Source organism: Pseudomonas soli (assembly GCF_900110655.1).
Classification (GTDB): Bacteria; Pseudomonadota; Gammaproteobacteria; order Pseudomonadales; family Pseudomonadaceae; genus Aquipseudomonas; species Aquipseudomonas soli.
In genome coordinates, this window is sequence record NZ_FOEQ01000006.1 from 250,079 (window position 1) to 273,360 (window position 23,282).

The 23,282-nt window shown below is 64.2% G+C and carries 22 protein-coding genes; 14 read left to right on the plus strand and 8 right to left on the minus strand.

From position 1 onward, the window contains the following. Positions 1–115: 115 nt before the first annotated feature. Positions 116–3,016, minus strand: a complete 2,901-nt coding sequence (locus BMY03_RS15595) for an aminotransferase (RefSeq protein WP_094011587.1) — start codon at positions 3,014–3,016, stop codon at positions 116–118. A gap of 168 nt (positions 3,017–3,184) precedes the next feature. Between BMY03_RS15595 and rfbB the strand changes: the two genes are divergently transcribed. The 7 genes from rfbB to BMY03_RS15630 are packed head-to-tail and all read left to right on the plus strand — an operon-like array spanning position 3,185 to position 10,244. Continuing rightward, on the plus strand, positions 3,185–4,267 hold the full coding sequence (gene rfbB / locus BMY03_RS15600) for a dTDP-glucose 4,6-dehydratase (protein ID WP_094011588.1): 1,083 nt from the start codon (positions 3,185–3,187) through the stop codon (positions 4,265–4,267). Continuing rightward, positions 4,264–5,139: a glucose-1-phosphate thymidylyltransferase RfbA gene (rfbA, locus tag BMY03_RS15605; protein WP_094011589.1), complete on the plus strand. Its 876-nt coding sequence runs from the start codon at positions 4,264–4,266 to the stop codon at positions 5,137–5,139. The genes rfbB and rfbA overlap by 4 nt, the downstream gene beginning before the upstream one ends. Next, positions 5,136–5,684: a dTDP-4-dehydrorhamnose 3,5-epimerase gene (gene rfbC / locus BMY03_RS15610; protein ID WP_094011590.1), complete on the plus strand. Its 549-nt coding sequence runs from the start codon at positions 5,136–5,138 to the stop codon at positions 5,682–5,684. Before rfbA ends, rfbC begins: the two co-directional genes overlap by 4 nt. Continuing rightward, entirely contained in the window at positions 5,681–6,541 is an 861-nt protein-coding gene (gene rfbD, locus BMY03_RS15615) for a dTDP-4-dehydrorhamnose reductase (protein ID WP_094011591.1), read from the plus strand. The genes rfbC and rfbD overlap by 4 nt, the downstream gene beginning before the upstream one ends. A gap of 39 nt (positions 6,542–6,580) precedes the next feature. Continuing rightward, positions 6,581–8,395 carry a sensor histidine kinase gene (locus BMY03_RS15620; protein WP_094011592.1) on the plus strand — a complete coding sequence of 605 codons (1,815 nt, stop codon included), beginning with the start codon at positions 6,581–6,583 and terminating at the stop codon, positions 8,393–8,395. Beyond that, positions 8,392–9,792, plus strand: a complete 1,401-nt coding sequence (locus BMY03_RS15625) for a sigma-54-dependent transcriptional regulator (protein ID WP_094011593.1) — start codon at positions 8,392–8,394, stop codon at positions 9,790–9,792. Before BMY03_RS15620 ends, BMY03_RS15625 begins: the two co-directional genes overlap by 4 nt. Then, positions 9,789–10,244 carry a thioesterase domain-containing protein gene (locus BMY03_RS15630; protein ID WP_094011594.1) on the plus strand — a complete coding sequence of 152 codons (456 nt, stop codon included), beginning with the start codon at positions 9,789–9,791 and terminating at the stop codon, positions 10,242–10,244. The genes BMY03_RS15625 and BMY03_RS15630 overlap by 4 nt, the downstream gene beginning before the upstream one ends. A gap of 31 nt (positions 10,245–10,275) precedes the next feature. Here the strand turns inward: BMY03_RS15630 and cysQ are convergent, their stop codons facing one another. Both cysQ and nudE read right to left on the minus strand, forming a co-directional pair. Continuing rightward, positions 10,276–11,109 carry a 3'(2'),5'-bisphosphate nucleotidase CysQ gene (gene cysQ, locus BMY03_RS15635; protein WP_094011595.1) on the minus strand — a complete coding sequence of 278 codons (834 nt, stop codon included), beginning with the start codon at positions 11,107–11,109 and terminating at the stop codon, positions 10,276–10,278. Next, the gene (nudE, locus tag BMY03_RS15640; protein WP_023630347.1) at positions 11,106–11,672 is read right to left on the minus strand and encodes an ADP compounds hydrolase NudE; all 567 of its coding nucleotides are present in this window, start codon (positions 11,670–11,672) and stop codon (positions 11,106–11,108) included. The genes cysQ and nudE overlap by 4 nt, the downstream gene beginning before the upstream one ends. A 64-nt stretch (positions 11,673–11,736) precedes the next feature. Here nudE and yrfG point away from each other — a divergent pair, with 64 nt between their 5' ends. Further along, positions 11,737–12,399 (plus strand): GMP/IMP nucleotidase, encoded by a 663-nt coding sequence (yrfG, locus tag BMY03_RS15645; protein ID WP_023630346.1) that lies wholly within the window; start codon positions 11,737–11,739, stop codon positions 12,397–12,399. 51 nt (positions 12,400–12,450) lie between these two features. Here yrfG and lysM read toward each other — a convergent pair whose 3' ends face one another. Further along, a complete protein-coding gene (gene lysM, locus BMY03_RS15650; RefSeq protein ID WP_023630345.1) occupies positions 12,451–12,891 on the minus strand; it encodes a peptidoglycan-binding protein LysM in 441 nt (146 codons plus the stop codon). Positions 12,892–13,066: 175 nt separating this feature from the next. Here lysM and fdhD point away from each other — a divergent pair, with 175 nt between their 5' ends. From fdhD to BMY03_RS15675, 5 genes are all read left to right on the plus strand, one after another. Then, on the plus strand, positions 13,067–13,894 hold the full coding sequence (fdhD, locus tag BMY03_RS15655; protein WP_094011596.1) for a formate dehydrogenase accessory sulfurtransferase FdhD: 828 nt from the start codon (positions 13,067–13,069) through the stop codon (positions 13,892–13,894). A gap of 8 nt (positions 13,895–13,902) precedes the next feature. Further along, on the plus strand, positions 13,903–16,248 hold the full coding sequence (locus BMY03_RS15660; RefSeq protein WP_094011597.1) for an FdhF/YdeP family oxidoreductase: 2,346 nt from the start codon (positions 13,903–13,905) through the stop codon (positions 16,246–16,248). Between the two features lie 223 nt (positions 16,249–16,471). Next, on the plus strand, positions 16,472–16,951 hold the full coding sequence (locus tag BMY03_RS15665) for a glycine zipper domain-containing protein (RefSeq protein ID WP_038707165.1): 480 nt from the start codon (positions 16,472–16,474) through the stop codon (positions 16,949–16,951). A 209-nt stretch (positions 16,952–17,160) separates the two neighbouring features. Then, entirely contained in the window at positions 17,161–17,970 is an 810-nt protein-coding gene (locus BMY03_RS15670; protein WP_094011598.1) for a CheR family methyltransferase, read from the plus strand. Between the two features lie 118 nt (positions 17,971–18,088). After that, positions 18,089–18,745 carry a response regulator gene (locus BMY03_RS15675; RefSeq protein WP_023630630.1) on the plus strand — a complete coding sequence of 219 codons (657 nt, stop codon included), beginning with the start codon at positions 18,089–18,091 and terminating at the stop codon, positions 18,743–18,745. On the opposite strand, the gene BMY03_RS15680 is transcribed toward BMY03_RS15675, so the two are convergent. The 3 genes from BMY03_RS15680 to hslO form a co-directional block, all read right to left on the minus strand. Beyond that, a complete protein-coding gene (locus tag BMY03_RS15680) occupies positions 18,735–19,169 on the minus strand; it encodes an acyl-CoA thioesterase (RefSeq protein WP_094011634.1) in 435 nt (144 codons plus the stop codon). The two genes, BMY03_RS15675 and BMY03_RS15680, sit on opposite strands and share 11 nt — an antisense overlap. A 149-nt stretch (positions 19,170–19,318) precedes the next feature. Further along, entirely contained in the window at positions 19,319–20,860 is a 1,542-nt protein-coding gene (locus BMY03_RS15685; protein ID WP_038707164.1) for a phosphoenolpyruvate carboxykinase, read from the minus strand. A 179-nt stretch (positions 20,861–21,039) separates the two neighbouring features. Continuing rightward, positions 21,040–21,942 carry an Hsp33 family molecular chaperone HslO gene (gene hslO / locus BMY03_RS15690; protein WP_094011599.1) on the minus strand — a complete coding sequence of 301 codons (903 nt, stop codon included), beginning with the start codon at positions 21,940–21,942 and terminating at the stop codon, positions 21,040–21,042. 107 nt (positions 21,943–22,049) lie between these two features. Between hslO and BMY03_RS15695 the strand changes: the two genes are divergently transcribed. After that, a complete protein-coding gene (locus BMY03_RS15695; RefSeq protein WP_094011600.1) occupies positions 22,050–22,850 on the plus strand; it encodes a phosphatase PAP2 family protein in 801 nt (266 codons plus the stop codon). Positions 22,851–22,879: 29 nt separating this feature from the next. Here the strand turns inward: BMY03_RS15695 and BMY03_RS15700 are convergent, their stop codons facing one another. Beyond that, positions 22,880–23,281, minus strand: coding sequence for an RNA-binding S4 domain-containing protein (locus BMY03_RS15700; protein ID WP_094011601.1), 402 nt, complete (start codon positions 23,279–23,281; stop codon positions 22,880–22,882). Position 23,282: the final 1 nt, after the last annotated feature.

Genomic DNA, 23,282 nt, shown 5'->3' on the forward strand with positions numbered 1-23,282 from the left:
CGTCGATAATACAACCGATAAATATCGACATTAAATAGATAATCATAAAATATTTAGGCATAAAAAAGCCTGACAAACCGATAACAATCGATTTACCAGGCCTGCATGCCTTGAATCAGAGCCCTTCGTCGAGGACCCGCTCCACGCTGTCGACGAAGTAGTCCACGCTGGCCCGCGTGGTGCACATCGGTGGCTTGATCTTGAGGATGTTCAGGTAGTCGCCGGTCGGCTGCATGAAGATCCCCAGATCGCGCAGGCGATCACACAGGATCATGGTCTCCTCGGTCGCGGGTTCCAGCGTCTGGCGATCACGCACCAACTCCAGCCCCAGGTAGAACCCAGAACCATGGGCGGCGCCAGCAAGCGGATATTTATCGACCAATGCCTGCAGCCGAGCCTTGAAGTAACGGCCCACGTCTCGGGCGTTGTCCCACAACCCTTCGTCGCGCATCACCTCCAGCACCGCCATGCCGATGCGGCAACTGACCGGGCTGCCACCGGCCGACGAGAAGAAGTAGCCCTCGGCCTCCAGCGCCTCGGCGATCTCGCGCCGGGTGATCACCGCGCCCAGCGGCTGGCCGTTGCCCATGCCCTTGGCCATGGTGATGATGTCCGGCACCACGCCCTGCTCCTCGAAGCCCCAGAAGTACTCGCCCAGGCGCCCGTAACCGACCTGCACCTCGTCGGCGATGCACACCCCGCCGCGTTGGCGCACCTTGGCGTAGGCCTCGCGCAGGTAGCCCGGCGGCAACGAGATGCCCCCAGCGTTTCCGTACACCGGTTCGCAGATCATCCCGGCCAACTGGCGACCACGGGCGTCGAGGTCGGCCAGCTTGGCATCGACATCGCGCAGGTAGTCGGCGGCGCTGTCAGCGCCCCGGTAGCGACCGCGGAAGGTGTTCGGCGCCTCCACCGGATGCACCCAGTCTGGCCGGGTCTCCAGGGCCTGGGGGTTGTCGGCGATGGAGGTGGAGATCGCGTCAGTGGCCACCGACCAGCCGTGATAGGCCTCCAGCACGCTGAGCAGGTCGCGCCCGCCGCTGTAGGCCCAGGCCAGACGAATCGCCAGGTCATTGGCCTCGGTGCCGCTGTTGACCAGGAACACCCGGTCGAAGCCTTCCGGGGCCACTTCCAGCAGGCGTTCGGAGAATTCGGCGATGGCTGCGTAGTGAAAGCGCGAGTTGGTGTTGACCAGCGACCACTGGCGCGCCGACTCGGCGGCCATGCGCGGATGACCATGGCCAAGCACCGCGACGTTGTTGAGCATGTCCAGGTACGAGCGGCCCTGCATGTCGATGAGGTAGTTGCGCCAACCGCGCTCGATATGCGGAGGCTGGGCGTAGTAGTGCTTCTGCGAGCGTGCGAAGCTGGCATCGCGACGGGCCAGCAGGGCCCGTGCGTCGGCCAGCGGCTCGGCATCGCAGTCGAAGCCGAGCAGGGTGCGCGGTGACGGGCACAGGGCCAGCCAGGCGGCAGCGTGGGAGGGCGTGGCAAAGAATGGCGGACGGATATCGGTATCCACGCACAGCTGCACGCGAAGGTACCCACAGGTCGCGCCGATGGCCTGGCCCTTGCGCAACGCCTGGCCATCGGTCGGTGCCTCCTCCAGGCCATCGAGCCACAGACTCCAGTGCGCGGTGCGCAGGCAGCCACGGCCATCGCCGATGCATTGCCATACCCCAGCAGCGGGCGCCTGCAACGCGGTGCCGGGTAACAGGTTCAGCTCCACGCCCAAGGCGCAGGTAGCCGGTTCTTCAGGCCGGTCGATGTGGGTTTGCGACAGGCGGTACTGCCCATGCAGGCTGCACGCCGGCCCCGGCTGGGCAGCAAGCAGGCGCTGGTCAAAGCCGGGTTGCTCCCAGTTGCCCGCCTCGCAGTGGGGGCTGAGCACGCCCAAGTCGACCCGGGTCATCGCCTCGCCGTTCAGCGTCGGCAGCAACACGGCGCAATCGCCAAGATCGATGCTGGCCGGTTTGCGCCCAGCCGCCTGGAGGATCGCCGCCTCCATCAAAGCTGCGGGCACGGCGCAGGCCGTATCTAAGATCTCCCACTCATGGGCGATGTTGTCACGGGTGTACTGGTTGTCCGGATCGATGGCCAGTTGCTGTTCGCTGCTGAGCACCAGCACGGCTGCTCGGTTCAGCACCAGCGGCCAGAGGGCGCGCAACTCCGAGTCCTGCAGGGGATTCACGGCATGGTAGGCGCTGACCGCCGGCAGGATCCGCAGCGGGTCGCCCTCGGCGTGATGCAGCAAGGCCGCGCAGGTCACCGACAGATCAGCGATGCGCCAGGTACGCACCAGGTCACCGAAGTCGATGACACCCTGCACCTGCCACTGCCGCTCGGCATCGCGCGCCCAGACCACGTTGTCGTCGGTGATGTCCAGGTGCACGGCCTGGATCGGCAGCAGGTCGACCAACGGTTGCAGACGTGCGGCTGCCGACTGGGCGACCTGCTCCACCTGCGCCCGGCGCTGGGCATTCTGCAACACGGGCGACAAATGCGGGATCAGTACCTGGGCATGGCGCGGATCCCACTGCAAGGTGCGCTCGAGGCCTGGATGGTCGAAATCGGCTAGCGCCTCATCGACACGGGCGCAAAGCGTACCGAGCTCAGCCATCACCCGCGCTGGCAAATGGCCCAGGCGGGTCAGTGGCTGCCCGTCGATGTAATCGAGCAGGCGGGCCCGAAGCGGCTGGCCATCGACCTCGAGGTCCAGCAATAGCTCGCCGGTACTGGCTTTGCGCACTACCGGCACTGGCACGCCTTGCCCATGCAGGAACGCCAGCGCCGCATGCTGGGCTTGCAGTTCGACCGCCGCATAGCCGCCATGGCAGACCTTGAGCACGAAGCGGCCCTGGTCGCTGTCCACGCGAAAGTTGAGGTCCTGCTGGCTGCCCAGCACCTGCAACGTGCCCTGCAAGTCGTAGTGCGACCTCAGCAGGGCATGGGCCTGGGCCTCGCCAAGTGAAGGACTGGGCTGGCTCGAACGCTGGATCAGGGTGCTCAGGAGCATGAACGGGAAACCTCGTTTTTTTGTCGCTTATATCGCCACCACCGCTGCCGATAAGCAAGTGGCAGCCTTGCACAGACGACAGGCCGCCCTGCAACAAGACTTGCAACAGACGACGCCAGCCAACAAGCTAGGCATCTGCCACCACGTTTTCCGCACAGGCATCTGCACATGCGCATTCTCGTCACCGGCGGCGCCGGCTTCATCGGCTCGGCCCTGATCCGCCACCTGATTGACCATACCGAGCATGAAGTGCTCAATCTCGACAAGTTGACCTACGCGGGCAACCTGCAGTCCCTGCAGCGGATCGCCGACAACCCCCGCTATGAATTTGTCCAGGCTGATATCGCCGACCAGGTCAGTGTCAGCGCCTTGCTTGCCAGGTTCCAGCCACACGCCATCATGCACCTGGCCGCAGAGTCGCACGTCGACCGCTCCATCGATGGCCCGGCGGACTTCATTTACACCAATATCGTCGGCACCTACAGCCTGCTGGAGGCCGCTCGCGGTTACTGGAGCTCGCTTGAAAAGCCTGCCCGCGACACGTTCCGCTTCCACCACGTTTCCACCGACGAAGTGTTCGGCGACCTGCACGGCCCCGACGGACTGTTCGATGAAAACACCCCGTACGCCCCCAGCTCTCCCTACTCGGCCAGCAAGGCGGCAGCCGATCATCTGGTCCGCGCCTGGCAACGTACCTACGGCCTGCCGACGGTGATCAGCAACTGCTCCAACAATTACGGCCCGTATCACTTCCCAGAAAAGCTGATCCCGTTGATGATCCTCAACGCCCTGGCCGGCAAGCCGCTTGCGGTGTACGGCGATGGCCAGCAAGTCCGCGACTGGCTGTACGTCGAGGATCACGTCCGAGCCCTGCTCCGGATCGTTACCGCTGGAGAGGTCGGCCAGACCTACACCATCGGCGGCCACAACGAGCAGCGGAACATCGACGTGGTGCAGGCCGTGTGTGCGCTGCTGGAAGAGCTGGCCCCTGCGCACCCCGCCGGGGTGACCCGCTACACCGACCTGATCACCCACGTCCAGGACCGCCCGGGGCATGACCTGCGCTACGCTATCGATGCCGGCAGGATCGAGCGTGAGCTCGGTTGGGTACCGCAGGAAACCTTCGCCTCAGGCTTGCGCAAGACCGTGCAGTGGTACCTGAACAATCTCGACTGGTGCCGCCAGGTCCAGGACGGCAGCTATCAAGGACAGCGCCTGGGCAATTCGGACTTCAAGGACCTGATCGCATGACTAAAGGAATCGTCCTGGCCGGCGGCACGGGCACCCGCCTGCACCCCATCACCCTCGGTGTCTCCAAGCAGTTGCTGCCGATCTACGACAAACCGATGATCTACTACCCGATATCGGTGCTGATGCTCGCCGGCATCCGCGACATCCTGCTGATCTCCACGCCACAAGACCTGCCGCAGTACCGCCAGTTGTTCGGTGACGGCAGCCCGTTCGGCATTCACATAAGCTATGCCGAACAGCCGTCCCCCGACGGGCTGGCACAGGCGTTCCTGATCGGAGAGTCGTTCATCGGTGAAGATGCCGTCTGCCTGATTCTTGGCGACAATATCTTTCACGGCCAGAGCTTCAGCGAACAGTTGCAGCGTGCAGTGAAGCACACCTCGGGCGCCACCGTGTTCGGCTACTGGGTCAAGGACCCGGAGCGATTTGGCGTGATCGAGTTCGACGCCGATGGCCGGGCGTTGTCGATCGAGGAGAAGCCCCGGCAACCCAAGTCCAGCTTTGCCGTGACCGGCCTGTACTTCTACGACAACGATGTGGTGAACATCGCCAAGAGCATCCGCCCGTCAGCCCGCGGCGAACTGGAGATCACCGACATCAACAACGCCTACCTGGCACGCGGCGACCTGCGCGTAGAACGCTTCGGCCGTGGCTTCGCCTGGCTCGACACCGGCACGCACGACAGCCTGCTGGAAGCCTCGCAGTACGTGCAGACCCTCGAACATCGCCAGGGGCTGAAGGTGGCCTGCCTGGAAGAGATCGCCTTCCAGAACGGTTGGATCAGCCGTGAGCAACTGCTGGCCAAGGCCTGCGAACTGCAAAAGACCGGCTACGGCCAATACCTGAGCCAACTGGCCGAAGAACAGCCATGAATGTCATCTCCACCGCACTTCCCGACGTCCTGATCATCGAGCCCAAGGTGTTCGGTGACAGCCGAGGGTTCTTCTACGAAAGCTACAACGCCCGCGACTTCGCCCTGCGCACCGGCATCGATACGCCATTCGTCCAGGACAACCACTCTCGCTCCCTACACGGAGTGCTACGTGGGCTGCACTACCAGTTGCAAAATGCCCAGGGCAAACTGGTCCGCGTGCTGCAAGGCGATATCCTCGACGTGGCGGTGGACATCCGTCGCAGCTCGCCAACCCTGGGCCAGTGGGTGGCGGTGCGACTGTCCGCCACCAACCACCGCCAACTGTGGCTGCCACCCGGTTTCGCCCATGGTTTCCGGGTGTTGAGCGAGTCGGCCGAAGTGCTCTACAAGACCACCGACTACTACAACCCCGACGCCGAGTACGGCATCCGCTGGGACGACCCGCAGCTGGCCATCGACTGGCAGCTGAACGGCCTGCAACCGTTGCTGTCGGCCAAGGACCAGGCCGCCATGTCATTTGCCGATGCACAGCTGTTCCCATGAAGATCCTCGTCTGCGGCCGCCACGGCCAGGTTGCACTGGCACTCCAGGAAGCATTGCGCGGCCTGGGCGATATGCAGCGGCTCGGTCGTGACGGGTTCGACATGGCCCGACCAGGGCAACTGCGCGCCGTGCTGCGCCAGATGGCGCCCGACCTGATCATCAACGCCGCCGCCTACACGGCAGTCGACCAGGCCGAAAGCGAAACGCAGCTGGCCCATGCCATCAACGCCGAAGCGCCCCGGATACTGGCCGAAGAAGCCGCACGGCTCGGCGCACCGCTGATCCACTACTCCACCGACTATGTCTTCGACGGCAGCAAGCCAGCTCCCTACAGCGAGGATGACGCCCCCAATCCACTGAGCGTCTATGGCCGAAGCAAGCTGGCGGGCGAACAGGCCATCACCGCTGTCGCCGGTGAACATCTGATCCTGCGCACCAGCTGGGTCTATTCGCTGCATGGACGCAACTTCCTGCTGACCATGCAGCGCCTGCTTCAGGAACGTCCACAGCTGAAAGTCGTCAACGACCAGATCGGCGCCCCGACCTGGGCAGGCACCCTCGCCGCCAGCACCCGCGCGCTGATCGAGCGCTGGCGCGACGGCCAGGCCGGTGCCTGGGGCACCTACCACCTGACCGCACAGGGCGAGACCTCCTGGTTCGGCTTCGCCCAGGCCATCGCTGACCAGCTCAAGGCCCAGGGGCGGCCTTGCGCCGAACTGCTGCCGATCCCTTCCAGCGAGTACCCGACACCGGCAAGACGACCGCTCAACTCACGCCTGGATTGTTCCCGCCTGGCCCGTGAATGGCACGTCAGCCAACCGCACTGGCACGATGCACTCATCGACTGCCTCAAGTAGCGCATAATTGCGCCAGATCCTACTGGCGCCCTTATTGCGATGATCCCAAGACCCACGCCTCCCCGCCGCCCCCGCTGGCGCAGCCTGGCCCTGCTGGCGCTGTGCCTGGCCCCACTGCTGTGGCCGCTGCACCACCTGGCCGAACGCTACTACCAGGATGAGCTGGCCTCGCAGAATCGCCAGACCCTCGACCTCTACGTTGCCAACCTGCTGGGCACCTTGCACCGCTACGAAACCCTGCCGCAGATCCTCGGCGACCTGCCGGCGCTGCGCGGCGTGCTGGCCGACCCGTTCCGCCTCGAGGCGGTGACCAACGCCAACCGGTTGCTCAAGGACATCACCCAGCAGACCGGTGCCGAGGTGATGTACCTGATGGATGTCAGCGGCAACACCCTGGCCGCGTCCAACTGGGACAAGCAGGACAGCTTCGTCGGCCGCAACTTCTCGTTCCGCCCGTACTTCATCGAGGCGATGGAGGGGCGGCTGGGACGGTTCTTCGGCCAGGGCACCACTTCGGCCAAGCGCGGCTACTTCTTCGCCGCCGCCGTGCACGACCGCGACAAGGTGATCGGCGTGCTGGTGGTCAAGGTCGACCTCGACCACACCGAAACCCTGTGGGGCCGCACGCCGGAACAACTGCTGCTGACCGACCAGAACGGCGTGGTGGTGCTCACCTCACGCCCGGACTGGCGGTTCCGCGCCACCCGCGAATTGACCGCGGCCGAGCGCCAGGCCATCGTCGCCATCCAGCCCTACCCGACCCAGGCTCCACAGCCGCTGAGCCTTGACCGTGACGCCTGGCTGATCCAGACCCGCGACATCAAGGAAACCGGCTGGCAGGTGAACATCCTCGCCCCACGCCTGCTGGTCGACCGCTCGGTGCAGACGGTCATGGCCATCGGCGGTGGCGCGCTGCTGGTGACCATGCTCCTGGCTGGCCTGGTGATGCAGCGCCGACGCCACTATATCGACCGCATCGACTTCGAGGCCCGTGCCCGACAAGAGCTGGAAAAGCGCGTGATCGAGCGCACCGCCGATTTGGAAGGCCTCAATACCCGGCTTAAGAGCGCGGTGCTGGAGCGCGAAAGCGCCCAGCAAGAGCTGGTGCGCGCCCAGGACGAACTGGTCCAGGCCGGCAAGCTCTCCGTGCTGGGCACCATGTCGGCGAGCATAAGCCATGAGCTCAATCAGCCGTTGGCGGCGATTCGCAGTTATGCCGAGAACGCCGAGATCCTCCTCGACCATCAGCGCACCGAGGACGTGCGCGGCAACCTCAAGCTGATTGGCGAACTGACCGGGCGCATGGCCTCGATCATCGCCCACCTGCGCGCCTTCGCCCGCCGCGACCAGCACGCCCCGGAGAGCGTTGCCCTGCAACCGGCCCTGGATGATGCCCTGGCGCTGCTGGCCAAGCGTCGCCGGGCCATGGCCGTAGAGCTGGTGCGCGACCTGCCTGAGGCCACCCTGTGGGTGCAGGCCGGCGAAACCCGCCTGCGCCAGGTACTGGGCAACCTGCTGGCCAACGCCCTCGATGCCCTGACCGAAAAAGCCAACCCGCGCAGGCTCTGGCTAAGTGCCGAACGCCAGGACGGCTGCGTCTACCTGTACATCCGCGACAATGGCCCAGGCTTCAGCCGCCAGGCCCTGGAGCACGCCAAGGAGCCGTTCTTCACCACCAAGACCCGCACCCAGGGCCTCGGCTTGGGGCTGGCTATCTGCGAAAGCCTGATGCACGCGCTCGGCGGCGAGTTGCTGCTGGGCAACCACCCTGAAGGCGGTGCCCTGCTGACCCTGAAACTGCGCGTGGCCAAGCCCGGCGCCAATCTGCAATCTTCGGAGGACACCTCGGCATGAGCACCGAGACACCCATCGACAGCCGTGCCCAGGTGATCCTGGTCGATGACGACCCGCACCTGCGCCAAGCCCTGAGCCAGACCTTGGACCTGGCCGGGCTCAAGGTGGTGGCCCTGGCCGAAGCCCAAGGCTTGGCCGAACGCCTCGAGGAAGACTGGCCGGGGGTTGTGGTCAGCGATATCCGCATGCCCGGCATCGATGGCCTGCAACTGCTGGAGCAACTGCACGCCCGCGACAGCGAATTGCCGGTGCTGCTGATCACCGGCCACGGTGATGTGCCATTGGCGGTGCAGGCCATGCGCGCCGGGGCCTATGACTTCCTCGAGAAGCCCTTCGCCAGCGACGCCCTGCTCGACAGCGTGCGCCGCGCCCTGGCCCTGCGCCGCTTGGTGCTCGACAACCGTAGCCTGCGCCTGGCCCTGAGCGATCGCCAGCAGTTGGCCACGCGCCTGCTCGGCCAGTCCCCCGGCATGCAGCGCCTGCGCGAGCAGATCGGCGCCCTGGCCGGCACCCGCGCCGACGTGCTGATCCTTGGCGAAACCGGCGCCGGCAAGGAGGTGGTGGCGCGTGCGCTGCACGACCTGTCGAGCCGGCGCGACGGCCCCTTCGTGGCGATCAACGCCGGCGCACTGGCCGAGTCGGTGGTCGAGAGCGAGTTGTTCGGCCATGAGCCGGGCGCCTTCACCGGTGCGCAGAAGCGCCGCATCGGCAAGTTCGAGTTCGCCAATGGCGGGACGCTGTTCCTCGATGAAATCGAGAGCATGAGCTTGGATGTTCAGGTCAAGCTGCTGCGCCTGCTGCAGGAGCGGGTGGTCGAGCGTCTGGGCGGCAACCAGCTTATCCCGCTGGATATCCGTATCATCGCCGCCACCAAGGAAGATCTGCGCCAGGCCGCTGACCAGGGGCGTTTCCGTGCTGACCTCTACTACCGCCTGAACGTCGCACCGTTGCGTATCCCCGCGCTGCGTGAGCGCGGCGACGACATCCTGATGCTGTTCCAGCACTTCGCCGACGCCGCCAGCGACCGGCATGGCCTGCCCCCCCACAACCTGCAACCGGTGCAGCGTGCCCTGCTGCTGCGCCACGACTGGCCGGGCAATGTACGCGAGCTGCAGAATGCCGCCGAACGATTCGCCCTTGGCCTGGAGCTGGCCCTCGATGGCCAGGCGCCTGCGGTGGCCAACGATAGCCATGTCCCGGTGCCAGCCGGCAACCTCAGCGAGCAGGTCGAACAATTCGAGCGCTCGCTGATCGCCGCCGAGCTGATGCAGCCGCACAGCTCCATGCGCAGCCTCGCCGAGGCCCTTGGCATCCCGCGCAAGACCCTGCACGACAAACTGCGCAAGCACAGCCTGAGCTTTGGCGGACACGACGACCAGGAGGACAACCGTCAATGAGCAACGACAGCCAGTACCTGCAGTCCGTACTGCACAGCGATATTCCGCTGACCCGCGAAATGGGCATGGAGGTCATCGATTGGCAGGCGCACACCTTGCGTCTGAAGCTGCCTTTGGCGCCCAACGTCAACCACAAGAGCACCATGTTCGGCGGCAGCCTGTACTGCGGCGCTGTGCTGGTGGGTTGGGGCTGGCTGCACCTGCGTCTGCGCGAGCTGGGGATCGATGACGGGCATATCGTCATCCAGGAGGGGCAGATCAGCTACCCGCTGCCAGTCACCGGGGCCGCCGTGGCGCGTTGCCCGGCGCCGGACGAGAGGACCTGGGAGCGGTTTCTGACAATGTATCAACGTCGTGGACGGGCACGCCTGACGCTGGAGACGGTGGTGAGCAACGAGGGTAGTGACGAGCCTGCGGTGACGTTCAGCGGGCAATACGTGCTGCATCGCTGAAAGCTTGGGGCGCGTAGCGGCCCCGACAAGCTCAAGCTTTGATCGCACTCGCCAGTTCGACGAGCGCCTGTCGCCATTCAGCAGCGCGGGGCAACGCCAGGAAGAACGGATTGAGCAACGACTCACGCGGTGGGTAGCGGAACGGCAACCCGTCCAGCCCGATCACCTCGCCCCCGGCACCTTCCAGCACGCCCTGGGCGGCGGCAGTATCCCACTGCGAGGTCGGCGCCAGCCGCGGATAACAGTCGGCACTGCCTTCGGCGAGCAGGCAGAACTTCAAGGAGCTGCCGATGTTGGCCAGTTCCAGCTCCCCTAACGCACTCCCAAGCCCCGCCAGCAGCGCTTCCTGCTCCGGGCTGGAATGCCGACGGCTGGCGACGACGGTAAACCGCTCATGCGCCGGTGGGGCATTACGCACCTGGATCGGTTGAGCCTCTTCGTTATGCTCGGTCTTCCAGGCACCTAACTCGCGCCCACCGGAATAACAGCGGCCATTGGTCGGCATTGCCACCACGCCAAACACCACCTCGCCGTTTTCGATCAGCGCGATGTTGACGGTGAACTCCTCACTACCGGCGATGAACTCCTTGGTGCCATCCAAAGGATCGACCAGCCACCAGCGCTGCCAACCTGCGCGGGTTGCCAGCGGGATGTCGCAGTCCTCCTCGGAGAGCACCGGAATCTGCGGCGCCAACGCCTGCAAGCCATCGGCGATAACCCGATGGGCTGCCAGGTCGGCAGCGGTCACCGGTGAATCGTCGGCCTTGTTGCTTACCGCCACGTCAGCGCGCCAGAACGGCAGGATCGCCTCGCCAGCCAACAGGGCGAGCTTGACCACGTCCTGCATCAGTTGCCGATCATTCATACGCTCAGCACCCCACGCTGGATCAGCAGGTCACGGGCCAGGTACAACGCCGCCAGTGCTCGGCCTTCGCTGAACTGCGGGTGCATGGCCAGGGCCGAGAGCTCGCGCAGGTTGACCTTGTCGACCCGCATCGGCTCGGGCTCGTCGCCCTCCAGACGCTCTTCGTACAGGTCGGTGGCTAGGACCACCTGAATCTTCTGGCTCATGTAGCCGGGCGACAGCGACAGCTCGGTCAGGTGCTCCAGCTGACGCGCGCCAAAACCAGCCTCTTCCTTGAGCTCCCGGTCGGCGGCGGCGAGCACGTCCTCGCCCGGCTCGATCAGGCCTTTGGGCAACGACAGCTCGTACTCGTCGGTACCGCCGCAATATTCCTCGACCAGCACAGCATGCTCGGCATCGAGCATGGCCACGATCATCACCGCGCCATAGCCGTTGCCGCGGCCAACCAGTCGCTCATAGGTGCGCTCGGTGCCGTTGGAGAAGCGCAACTGCACGGCTTCCACGCGGAACAGGCGGCTGCTGGCGACGATTTCGCGGCTGAGAACGGTGGGTTTCTGGCGCATGGGGCGGCTCCTTGGCGTGAACGGGTTACTATACCGTGGCTTGCCGACTGATCGAGAATTTCCCATGCCCGTTCTTCCCTGGTCCGCCATCGATACCGTCCTGCTGGACATGGACGGCACCCTGCTCGACCTCCATTACGACAACCGCTTCTGGCTGCAGCACCTGCCCCAGCGCTACGCCGAGCTGCATGGCGTGAGCCGGGCCATGGCCGAGCTCGAGCTGCGCCCGCTGTTCGAACAGCATGCCGGCACGCTCAACTGGTACTGCCTGGACTTCTGGAGCCGTGAACTGCGCCTGCCGATCCGCGAGCTCAAGCTGGAGATCGCCGACCTGATCGCCTTGAAGCCGGATGCCGATACCTTCCTCGCCGCCATTCGCAAGGCCGGCAAGCGGGTGGTGATGATCACCAACGCCCACCGCGACTCGCTGTCGCTGAAGCTGGAGCGGGTTGAACTGGCGCCGTACTTCGAGCGGCTGATCAGCTCGCACGACTATGGCTATCCGAAGGAGAGCCCGCAGTTCTGGGATGCGCTGCAGGCGGACATCGGCTTTGAGCCGGCGCGCAGCCTGTTCATCGATGACACCCTGGCGATTCTGCGCAGTGCCCGGCAATTTGGCGTGGGGCACCTGCTGGCTGTGCGCCAGCCGGATAGTCGGGCCGAGCCACGCGATACCCAGGAGTTCACGGCAGTAGAGGATTACCGGGAGTTGCTGGAAGGGTTGTAACTGCGCAATCGCCCCGTAGGAGCGGCTTCAGCCGCTCCTACAAGCGCCCCCTCAGTCGGGAATACGCAGCACCTGCCCCGGATAGATCTTGTTGGGATCCTTCAGCATCGGCTTGTTTGCCTCGAAGATCTTCTGGTACTTGTTGGCATCGCCGTAGACTCGCTTGGAGATGGCACTCAGGGTGTCACCCTTCTCGACCTCGACGAACCGGGCAGCTTGAGCAATTGGCCCGGTGACGGTGATCTGGTCATCCACCGAGGCCACACCGGCGATGTTGCCTGCAGCCAGGATGATCTTCTCTTTCTCTTCCTGGCTGCTTACCTCACCCTTGAGGATGACCTTGTCACCCTCTACAGTGGCCGAGATGTTCGGGTTGCCCAAGCCAACGTCACTGACGTGTTTCTTCAACTGTTCCTCGGCATTGGCATTGCCGGGGGTCAGCAGGTCGATCAACTTCTCGCCGGCTTCCTTCACGAAACTGAACAGGCTCATGTGGCGCTCCTTTGATGGTGAATCCATGGAAGCAGGAGTCTAGGCCAGGATCGGCCAACCCGCCCCGGTGCGACCAATCGACGCGCTCTATCACGGGATAGACGCTAGCGATTAGACGCCATCTGCACAGGGGCCTAGGCTTGTGGGGTCAAACTGCCAGCCGGTATTCGAGCCGATGAACAGCAAGCCACCGGTCTGCGCGGCGTCAACGCCTCTCGCCCTGCCCGCCGCCAGCAACACCTACGACTACGTCCAGCTTTCCGATGCCGCCCGCGACAATACCCCGCTGGCCGAGGAAGTGGCGTTGGCGATCGTCTACAACGGCCTGAACCAGGCGGTGATGCTGGTCAGCCCGACCGACCTGGAAGACTTCGCCGTCGGTTTCAGCATCGGCAGCGGCATCGTTGCCGGTACCGAGGAAATCTACGACATGAAGCTCTCCGGCAGCGGTTCGGCGCTCTACGCCGACCTGGAGATATCCAGCCGCGCCTTCTGGAACCTGAAGAACCAGCGCCGCCAGCTGGCCGGCACCAGCGGTTGCGGCCTGTGCGGCGTCGAGGCATTGGAGCAGGCGCTGCCCGAGCTGAACGTGCTGCCTGGCGCGCCGCTGCCACCTGCCCACTGGCTGAAGGACCTGCGCCAGCGCATCGACGCCTTCCAGCCACTGGGCCAGCACTGCGGTGCGGTGCACGCGGCACTGTTCATGGACCGCGACGGCCAGCTGCTGCTGGGTCGCGAGGACATTGGCCGGCACAACGCCCTGGACAAGCTGATCGGCGCCCTGCTGCGCCAGCGCATCGAGACCCAAGGGGGGCTGGCCATCGTCACCAGCCGCTGCAGCCTGGAACTGATCCAGAAGGTCCTGCGCGCCGGCATCCAGACCCTGGTAAGCCTTTCCGCGCCCACCGGCCTGGCCCTGCAATGGGCCCGCAAGCACAACCTCAACCTCATTCATCTGCCCAAACACAGCGCACCGCGGGTGTTCAGCCCAGCGGCGGAGTAGCAACAGCCGTGACCTCCTACGAAAAACTGCCAGACAACGCCCCCGCCTCCACCCCTCGCTACAAACCTTATCCCGGCCCCGCCGGCGGCTGGGGCGCGCTGCGCAGCGTGGCCAAGGCCTGGGTGGGCAGCGACAACGCCCTGAAGAACATCCGCGCCCTGCTCAAGACCAACCAGAACGGCGGCTTCGACTGCCCCGGCTGCGCCTGGGGCGACTCGCCCGAAAGCGGCATGGTCAAGTTCTGCGAGAACGGCGCCAAGGCGGTCAACTGGGAAGCCACCAAGCGCCGGGTGGATGCCGCGTTCTTCGCCCGCTACAGCGTGAGCGCGCTGCTGGGGCAGAGCGACTACTGGCTCGAGTACCAGGGCCGACTGACCGAGCCGATGGTCTATGACCCGATCACCGACCGTTACCGGCCGATCGACTGGGACGCCGCCTTCGCCCTGATCGCCCGGCACCTGAACAACCTGGCAAGCCCCGACCAGGCCGAGTTCTATACATCCGGCCGGGCCAGCAACGAGGCGGCTTATCTCTATCAGCTGTTCGTGCGCGCCTACGGCACCAACAATTTCCCCGACTGCTCGAACATGTGCCACGAGGCCAGCGGCGTGGCCTTGGGCCAGAGCGTCGGCGTGGGCAAGGGCACGGTCACGTACGACGATTTCGAGCACGCCGACACGATCTTCGTCTGGGGCCAGAACCCCGGCACCAACCACCCTCGCATGCTCGACCCGTTGCGTGACGCGGTGAAACGCGGCGCCCAGGTGGTGTGTGTCAACCCGCTCAAGGAGCGTGGCCTGGAGCGTTTCCAGCACCCGCAGAACCCGTTGGAGATGCTGACCAACAGCGACCGACCGACCAACACCGCATTCTTCCGCCCGGCGCTGGGCGGCGACATGGCGCTGCTGCGCGGCATGGCCAAGTTCCTGCTGCAATGGGAGCGTGAGGCCCAGGCCAGCGGCGCGCCGGCGATCTTCGATCATGCCTTCATCGCCGAACACGGCCATGGCGTGGACGAATACCTGGCGGTGGTCGACGCCACCCCATGGGAACAGATCCAGGCCCAGTCCGGGCTGACCCTGGCCGATATCGAGCTGTCGGCACACATGTACTGCAAAGGCAAACGCGTGATCATGTGCTGGGCCATGGGCATCACCCAGCACCGCCATTCGGTGCCGACCATCCAGGAAATCGTCAACCTGATGCTGCTGCGCGGCAACCTCGGGGTACCGGGCGCCGGCCTGTGCCCGGTGCGCGGCCACAGCAACGTGCAGGGCGACCGCACCATGGGCATCAACGAACGCCCACCGGTGTTGCTGCTCGATGCCATCGAAAAACGCTTCGGCTTCCCGGTGCCGCGCCATAACGGCCACAACACCGTCGAGGCCATCCACGCCATGTTGGAAGGCCGGGCCAAGGTGTTCATCGGTTTAGGCGGCAACTTCGCCCAGGCCACGCCGGACACCGAGCGCACCGCCCAGGCGCTGCGCAACTGCGAGCTGACCGTGCACATCAGCACCAAGCTCAACCGCAGCCACCTGATTCATGGCAAACAGGCGTTGATCCTGCCGTGCCTGGGCCGCACCGATATCGACCTGCAGGGCGAAGGCCCGCAGGCGGTGACGGTGGAGGACTCGTTCAGCATGGTCCACGCCTCCAACGGCCAGCTCAAACCACTGTCCCGACAGATGCGCTCGGAGCCCGCCGTGGTTGCCGGCATCGCCGCCGCCACCTTGGGCAAGCAGCCAGTGGACTGGCACTGGCTGGTGGCCGACTACGACCGTATCCGCGACCTGATCGCCGACACCATCCCGGGCTTTGCCGACTTCAACGAGCGTCTGCGCCTGCCCGGCGGCTTCTACCTGGGCAACAGTGCCGGCAGCCGCCAGTGGAAGACCGCCAGCGGCCGCGCCAACTTCAAGGCCAATCTGCTACCGGACAGCCTGCTCGACGAGCGCGTGCGTGCCAGCGGCCAGATACCGGACCTGATCATGCAGTCGATGCGCTCGCACGATCAGTACAACACCACCATCTATGGCATGGACGATCGTTATCGTGGCGTGCGCGGCCAGCGTGACGTGCTGTTCGTCAACGAGGCCGACATCGTCCGCCTGGGCTTCCAGCCGGGGCAGAAGGTCGACATTGTGTCGCTCTGGGGCGATGAACATCTGCGCCGGGTGCATGGGTTTACCCTGCTGGCGTTCGACATCCCCGCTGGCCAGGCGGCGGCCTACTACCCGGAGGTGAACCCGCTGGTGCCGCTGGAGAGCATCGGTGACGGCAGTTACACGCCGACGTCGAAGTTCATCGCCATCAAGTTGGAGCGCGCGCGGGACGACGGGCGCATCATCTGATTCGCGCCCGGCAAAGCTGAACGCCGCCCACAAAAAAGCCCTGTTCCGCAACGGTTCAGGGCTTTGTCATAATTACCTCAGACAAGCAAAAATCGAGAAAGTTTCATACAAAATTCAATAACTTAGAGAATTGTGTACAACTCGTGCTACTCGTCGGATTCCGATTGCCAGCCGCTTCGCCGAGCCTCAAATTCCGCTTCGTCATCCCTCTGAGGCTCTCTTGATGAAGAAGTACTCCTCGATTCTGTTGTTGTCTTTTGGTCTGCTCAGCGGCGTTGCCATGGCAGGCGGCACCACCGAGGCCGGCATTGGCGGCGCATTGGGTGGGGTACTGGGCTCCGTGGTGGGCAACTCCATCGGTGGTAGCACCGGCGGCGCCATCGGTGCCGGTCTGGGCGGCGCGGCCGGCGGTGCCCTGGGTGCCGACAAGCGCCAGCGCGGCGAAGCGGCCATCGGTGGCGCACTGGGCGCGGCCGGCGGCAACGTGGTCGGTCGCTCGGTGGGGGGTACCACCGGTAGCTACATCGGTGCGGCGGCCGGCGGCGGCGCTGGTGGGGCACTGGGCAACTACATGGGCAACAAGGCCGATGAAGACGAGCGCCATGAGTCGCGCCGCTACCGCCGTGACTATGATGATCGCCGCCACTATGACCGTGGCCACCACTACGGTCACCGCAAACACAAGCGCCACTGGCGCGACTGATCGCCAGGCTTACGCCTGACGCCTAAGGCCCTGCCCTCATCGGCAGGGCCTTTTCATTTGCAGGCACGCCAAGGGATTAAGGGCCGCCCCGATATGGAGGCCACTAGCCACTAGTTATTATCGCTGTTTTGACCAAGCACAGGACGCAGGGAATGCGCGCGACCTTCACCGACTCCATCTGTCTACCCCGGGCCAGGAGAGGCTGAGGAATGCCAAGCCGCCGCCCACCTCTGCTCAGCGAAGCAAGCTTTGCGTCAATACGTCAGCGGGTAATGCAGGCTACGGGTGTGCAACTGGCCGATGATCGCCGGACCGTGATCGCGACGCGCCTGCACAAGCGCTTGAAGGCTCTCGGCCTGGCTAGCTTCGAGCATTACCTCGACTTGCTCGACAGCCCACAAGGCACAAACGAGCACGAACAGTTGCTGCGCCTGCTGGTCGCCCGCGACAGTTATTTCTTTCGCGAACATCGGCATTTCGAATGCCTGGCCTCCTGGCTGGCCGAACTCGACCACCCCGCCCGTCTGTGGAGCGCCGCCTGCGCCACCGGTGAGGAGGCCTGGAGCCTGGCAATGGTAGCCGCGGAAAAAGCCCGCCACCCCGGTTGGGAGGTGCTGGCCAGTGATTTCGACCCGCAACTGCTGGAAAGCGCAGACAATGGGATCTACGACATTGCCCAGGCCCGTTACTTCCCCGAGGGCTGGCTGACCCGTCACTGCCTGTGCGACGTCGGCAAGATGGCCGGGCGGCTGTGCATCGCTCAGGCTCTGCGAGAGCGGGTACGCTTCCAGGCCATCAACCTGATCCGCCCCATGCCTGCTTATCTCGGCAGCTTCGACGTCATCCTGCTGCGCAACCTGTTGTCGAGCCTGGCACCACGCTACAAGAGCGAGGTGCTTCAACACCTGCTGGCACACCTGCGCCCCGGAGGCCTGCTGATCATCGGCCACAGCGAAAGCGTCCATGCGCTGGGCCTGCCCCTGCGCCCACTACTGCCGTCGGTGTTCGAACGCCTATGATAAGAGGCACTGCCGCGCCCATCGGCAGACAAGGACTGATCGCGCAGTTGCGCGGCAGTGCGCTTTCGGATCGAGCAGGCCTGCCGCCCCCCTTCTCTTGCGAAACAGGCCCTAATCCATGCCTTGCCGAATTCTGCTTGCCGATCATTCGCCCCTCTTCCGCGCTGGCCTACGTGCCCTGCTGGAGCAGAAGAAAGATTTCGTCGTGGTGGGCGACACCGGTGATGCCATGAGTGCCGTGAGCCTGGCCGAAAAGCTCAAGCCAGATATTGTGGTGCTCGACATGAGCGGCGAGCTGGACAGTCAGCAGGCCCTGCAGGAACTATTCATCCGCGCCCCTGCCAGCCGAGTGCTGATGTTCTCGTCGCGCTCGGAGCTTGAGCATGTAATGAGCTGCCTGCAGCTCGGCGCCCATGGTTTTCTGCTCAAGAACGCTACGGTGACCGAACTGGAGCAGGCTCTGCAAACCCTGCGCGGTGGTGGCCAGTACCTGTCTTCAGCGGTACTGCCGATGGTCATCGGCCAGGCTCTCAAACACAGTCGCAAGCGCGTTGCGAATCAGGTCCAGCCACCACCCCTGACCACTCGCCAGCTGGAAATCCTGCGCCTCATCGCCCGGGGCGAGACCACCCGCTCCATCGCCGACGGCCTGGGTTTGAGCATCAAGACTGTCGAGGCGCACCGCTCGCAGATCATGCACCGCTTGCAGATCCACGACGTGCCCGGCCTGGTGCTGTTCGCTGTACGCGAAGGGATCATTCGCCTCAACGATTGAGCGACAGCCCGGCGAGGATCAGTTGCAGCGTTTCCGGCAGTGCCGCCGGGCGGCCCGAGGCACGCTCGATGAACACCTGCACCATGCTGCCCGCCGCACAGGCTTCGGCCTCGCCCGGGCGGAACAGCGCCAGGCGGAACTCAACGGTACTGCCCGCCAGACGGGTCACACCCAGGCCCACCTCAAGCACGTCGGGAAAGCCAGGCAAGGCGAAGAAATCTGCCGCCGAACTTACAACAAAACCGGCCAGTTCACCGTCGCGCAGGTCCAACTCGGCCTGTTCGACCAAGAAGGCCTGGATCGCGGTTTCAAAGCAGGCATGCACGGTGGAGCCGGCGAGGTGGCCGTTGTGGTCATTGTCCTGCGGACGGGTGAGGATGGGATGGAAATGGGAGAAGGCGGAGCGTTGCGGAGACTCGGTCATGGGGCCATCTGCATTCTGGTGGGTACCCTGCAAGTGAAACAGATTCTGCCGGTACTGTATCGCCTCCATCGCAGCTCAAACCCGGTCCTACATCGAATAACGAAAAAGCCGCCCCGAGGGGCGGCTTCCTTATCCGAACCGGCAGCAGCTTACAGCTGCGGACCAGCGGCCTTGATGGCGTCGGAAACGTCGAACTTCTTGAAGTTCTCGGTGAACAGCGTAGCCAGCCCCTTGGCAGCTTCGTCGTAGGCAGCCTTGTCAGCCCAGGTGTTGCGGGGGTTGAGCAGCTCGGTCTCGACGCCCGGAACGGCCTTGGGTACGTCCAGGTTGATGATGTCCAGGTGCTCGGTTTCTGCACCGACCAGCGCGCCGCTCTGGATGGCAGCGATCACACCACGGGTGGTGGGAATGCTGAAGCGCTTGCCAACGCCGTAGCCACCACCGGTCCAGCCAGTGTTGACCAGGTAGACCTTGGAGCCGAACGCCTTGATGCGCTTGATCAGCAGCTCGGCGTAGACGCCAGCTGGGCGTGGGAAGAACGGTGCGCCGAAGCAGGTGGAGAAGGTCGACTTGATGCCGCTGCCCGAACCCATTTCGGTGGAACCGACCAGCGCGGTGTAGCCGGACAGGAAGTGGTAGGCCGCCTGCTCGTTGTTCAGGATCGACACTGGCGGCAGCACGCCGGTCAGGTCGCAGGTCAGGAAGATGACTGCGTTCGGCTCGCCGCCCAGGTTCTTCTCGGAGACCTTGGCCACGTGGGTCAGCGGGTAGGCTGCGCGGCTGTTCTGGGTCAGGCTCACGTCGGCGTAGTCGGCGTGCTTGGCATCGTCGATGACGACGTTTTCCAGCACCGCGCCGTGCTTGATGGCTTTCCAGATGACCGGCTCGTTCTTCTCGGACAGGTCGATGCACTTGGCATAGCAACCGCCCTCGATGTTGAAGACCACGCCTTCGCCCCAACCGTGCTCGTCGTCACCGATCAGGTAACGGCTTTCATCGGCCGACAGGGTGGTCTTGCCGGTACCGGACAGGCCGAAGAACAGGGTGACGTCACCCGCTTCGCCGATGTTGGCGGCGCAGTGCATCGGCAGCACGTCGGCGGCCGGCAGCAGGAAGTTCTGCACCGAGAACATGGCTTTCTTCATTTCACCGGCGTAACGCATGCCGGCGATCAGCACTTTCTTCTGGGCGAAGTTGATGATCACGCAGCCGTCGGAGTTGGTGCCGTCACGCTCTGGCACGCACTCGAAGTTGGCGACGTTGAGCACCTGCCATTCATCGCGGCCAGCCGGGTTGTACTGGGCCGGGTTGATGAACAGGCAACGGCCGAACAGGTTCTGCCAGGCGGTCTGGGTGGTCATCTTGACCGGCAGGTAGTGCTCGGCGGCAGCGCCTACGTGAACGTAGGAAACGAAGTGATCCTGGGCGTTGTTGAACGCCTCGACGCGGTTCCACAGGGCATCGAACTTGTCGGCCGGGAACTTGCGGTTGATCGGGCCCCAGCCAATCTGGTCCTGGGTGGAAGGTTCTTCGACGATGAAACGGTCAGCCGGCGAACGGCCGGTGCGATGACCGGTTTCCACCACCAGCGCGCCGGTATCGGCCAGCACGCCTTCACCGCGGGACAGCGCTTCTTTTACCAGCTCATCGACGCTCAGGTCGGTGTACACGGTGTTGTTGGCTTGCGTCATGAGATACCCCATCCGGCCCGAGGCCGAGTGCTCCAAACGTTTTGTAGTTGTCTCGAAAAAACTACTACAGCGAAAAAAGTGGCCGGATTATGCCAGAAAAGCCCAAAAAAAGTAGGCCCCTCCTGTCAGAACTGCGCTTTTGCGCAATTCGACAGGAATATTTCCTGTAGTTAACCGTTTCAGTGCTGAGTTTCTGACGGCGCCTCAGTGCCACCGCCGGCAAACAATTGCGCGACATCGCTCGCATCGAACAAATAACGTTCGTTACAAAACTGGCAATCGATCTCGACCTGGCCGCCACATTCGGCCACCAGCGCCTTGGCATCCTGCTCGCCGAGACTGACCAGTGCATTGCCGGAGCGCTCGCGCGAGCAGCTGCAGCGGAACCGTAGCGGCTGGATATCGAACAGGCGAACCGCGTCCTCGTGGTACAGGCGGTGCAGCACGGTTTCGTTGTCCAGACCGAGCAGCTCCTCGATCTTCACGGTGTTGGCCAGGGCCTTGACGTGGGCCCAGCTTTCATCGCGCTCCTCGCTGTCCTTGTGGATCTCGGCCGGCAGTTGCTGCACCAGCAGGCCACGGGCACGGGCGCCATCGGCGGCCAGCGAGATGCAGGTGTTCACCTGCTGCGACATGACGAAGTAATTGGTGAAGCACTCCGACAGGTCCTTGCCGTCCAGTTCGACGGTGCCCTGGTAACGCTGGCCGTTGACAGGAATGATAGTCAGCACCAGGTGACCGCCAGGCATCAGATCGGCAAGGCTGGCATCCGCCTTGATCTGCTCGGTCTCGTAACGCGCCAAGCCACGGATATCGTGCTCGCTGGTGTACTCGATGGCTAGCAGCGGAACCGGGCCCTGGGACTGCGCCTGGAGCACCAGCAACCCGTCGAACTTCAAAGTGCCGACCAGCAGCGCGGCCGCGGCCATCAGTTCACCGAGCAGATGCTTAACCGGCTGCGGGTAGTCGTGCTTGGCCAGCACCTCGGCATAGCTGCGTTCCAGCACCACCATCTCGCCGCGCACATCGCGGTCATCGAAAAGGAAGCGTTGGGTGAAATCGGTATCTGGCAAGTCGCTCATGGTTGTCTGGCTTTCTGAAAATGGTTACAAAATAATTACAGGAGACTGAAAGGTCTGTCGCAGAGCGCTAAAAGGCGCTTATTTCCTGCTGGATATCGAGGTATTTTATGGATAATCGACCACTGTTCCAAGCAAGGTGGTCCTGGGGACCTTTGGCAACCTGCACCCTGCTGCCCATCGCGCTACTGTGTTTCTGGTTGTGGCCCGTTGGCCAGATCCTTTGCCTGACATTCGACGAGTGGCTGTTCCACAGCCTGAATGCGCCGCTGGCCAATAACACAAGCTGGCGCTACATATGGACCGTCGGCAGCCTGCGCCCGTTCGACATCGTCGTCGGCCTGATCCTTCTGGCAGTGCTTATTCGTGGTGACTGGGTGTTCAAGGCAGCCCAGGTCCGCCAGGCCTTCTTCGGCTTTCTGGTCACGCTACTCCTCTTAGTGGTGATTCGCGCGCTGTTTTCCAAGTGGGTGGATGCAGCCGGTTGGCAACACAAGAGCCCGTCGATGATGTTCGACGACGTGGTGCACCTCAGTGACTACTACCCCAACCTGGAGGCGTCCTGGGAGCTCAAGGACCGATCGAGCAAGAGTTTCCCGGGGGATCACGCCTCTGTGTTGTTGATCTGGGCACTGTTCATGAGCCTGTTCAGCCGTCGCCTGCTGCAGTACCTGCTGGTGTGGGGGCTGGCCTTGTTGTTCATGCTGCCGCGCCTGGTCGCCGGCGCTCACTGGGGGCAGGATGACTACATCGGTGGCCTGCTGATGGCAGTGCTGGCGCTAGGCTGGAGCTGCTATACGCCGCTGGCGGCCAAAGGCAGCGCAGCGTTGCTGCGCTGGACGGGACCGCTGTTCGACCTGCTGGGCAAGCTGCCATTGATCGGGCGGATGAGCGTGGTTCGCGCCGCCTGATCATGACTGGGGCCGCTGCGCGGCCCTCGTCACTCGAAACTGCCGTGCAGCTGGTGAATCTGCCGGCGCTGCTTCTTGGTCGGCCGCCCGTCGGTGGTCACGCCCATCGCCCCCGCCTTGCGCATTTCAGCAGCCTGCTCGCGGCGCGTCACACTCTCGGCGGTTTCCTCGTACAACATCTGTGCTTCGGGCGCGCCACGGCGCACCACCGACAACGCCCTGACCACCACGGTGCGCTCGTCGAAACCGGTGCGCAAAACGAACTCATCGCCCACCCGTGGCTCCTTGCCCGGCTTGCAGCGCTCGCCCCGGCAGTGCACCTTGCCACTTTCAATGGCCGCCTTGGCCAATGCGCGGGTCTTGTAGAAGCGCGCTGCCCACAGCCACTTGTCCAAGCGTACCTTGTCGTCGTCTTCAGGCTTTTGTGCCATG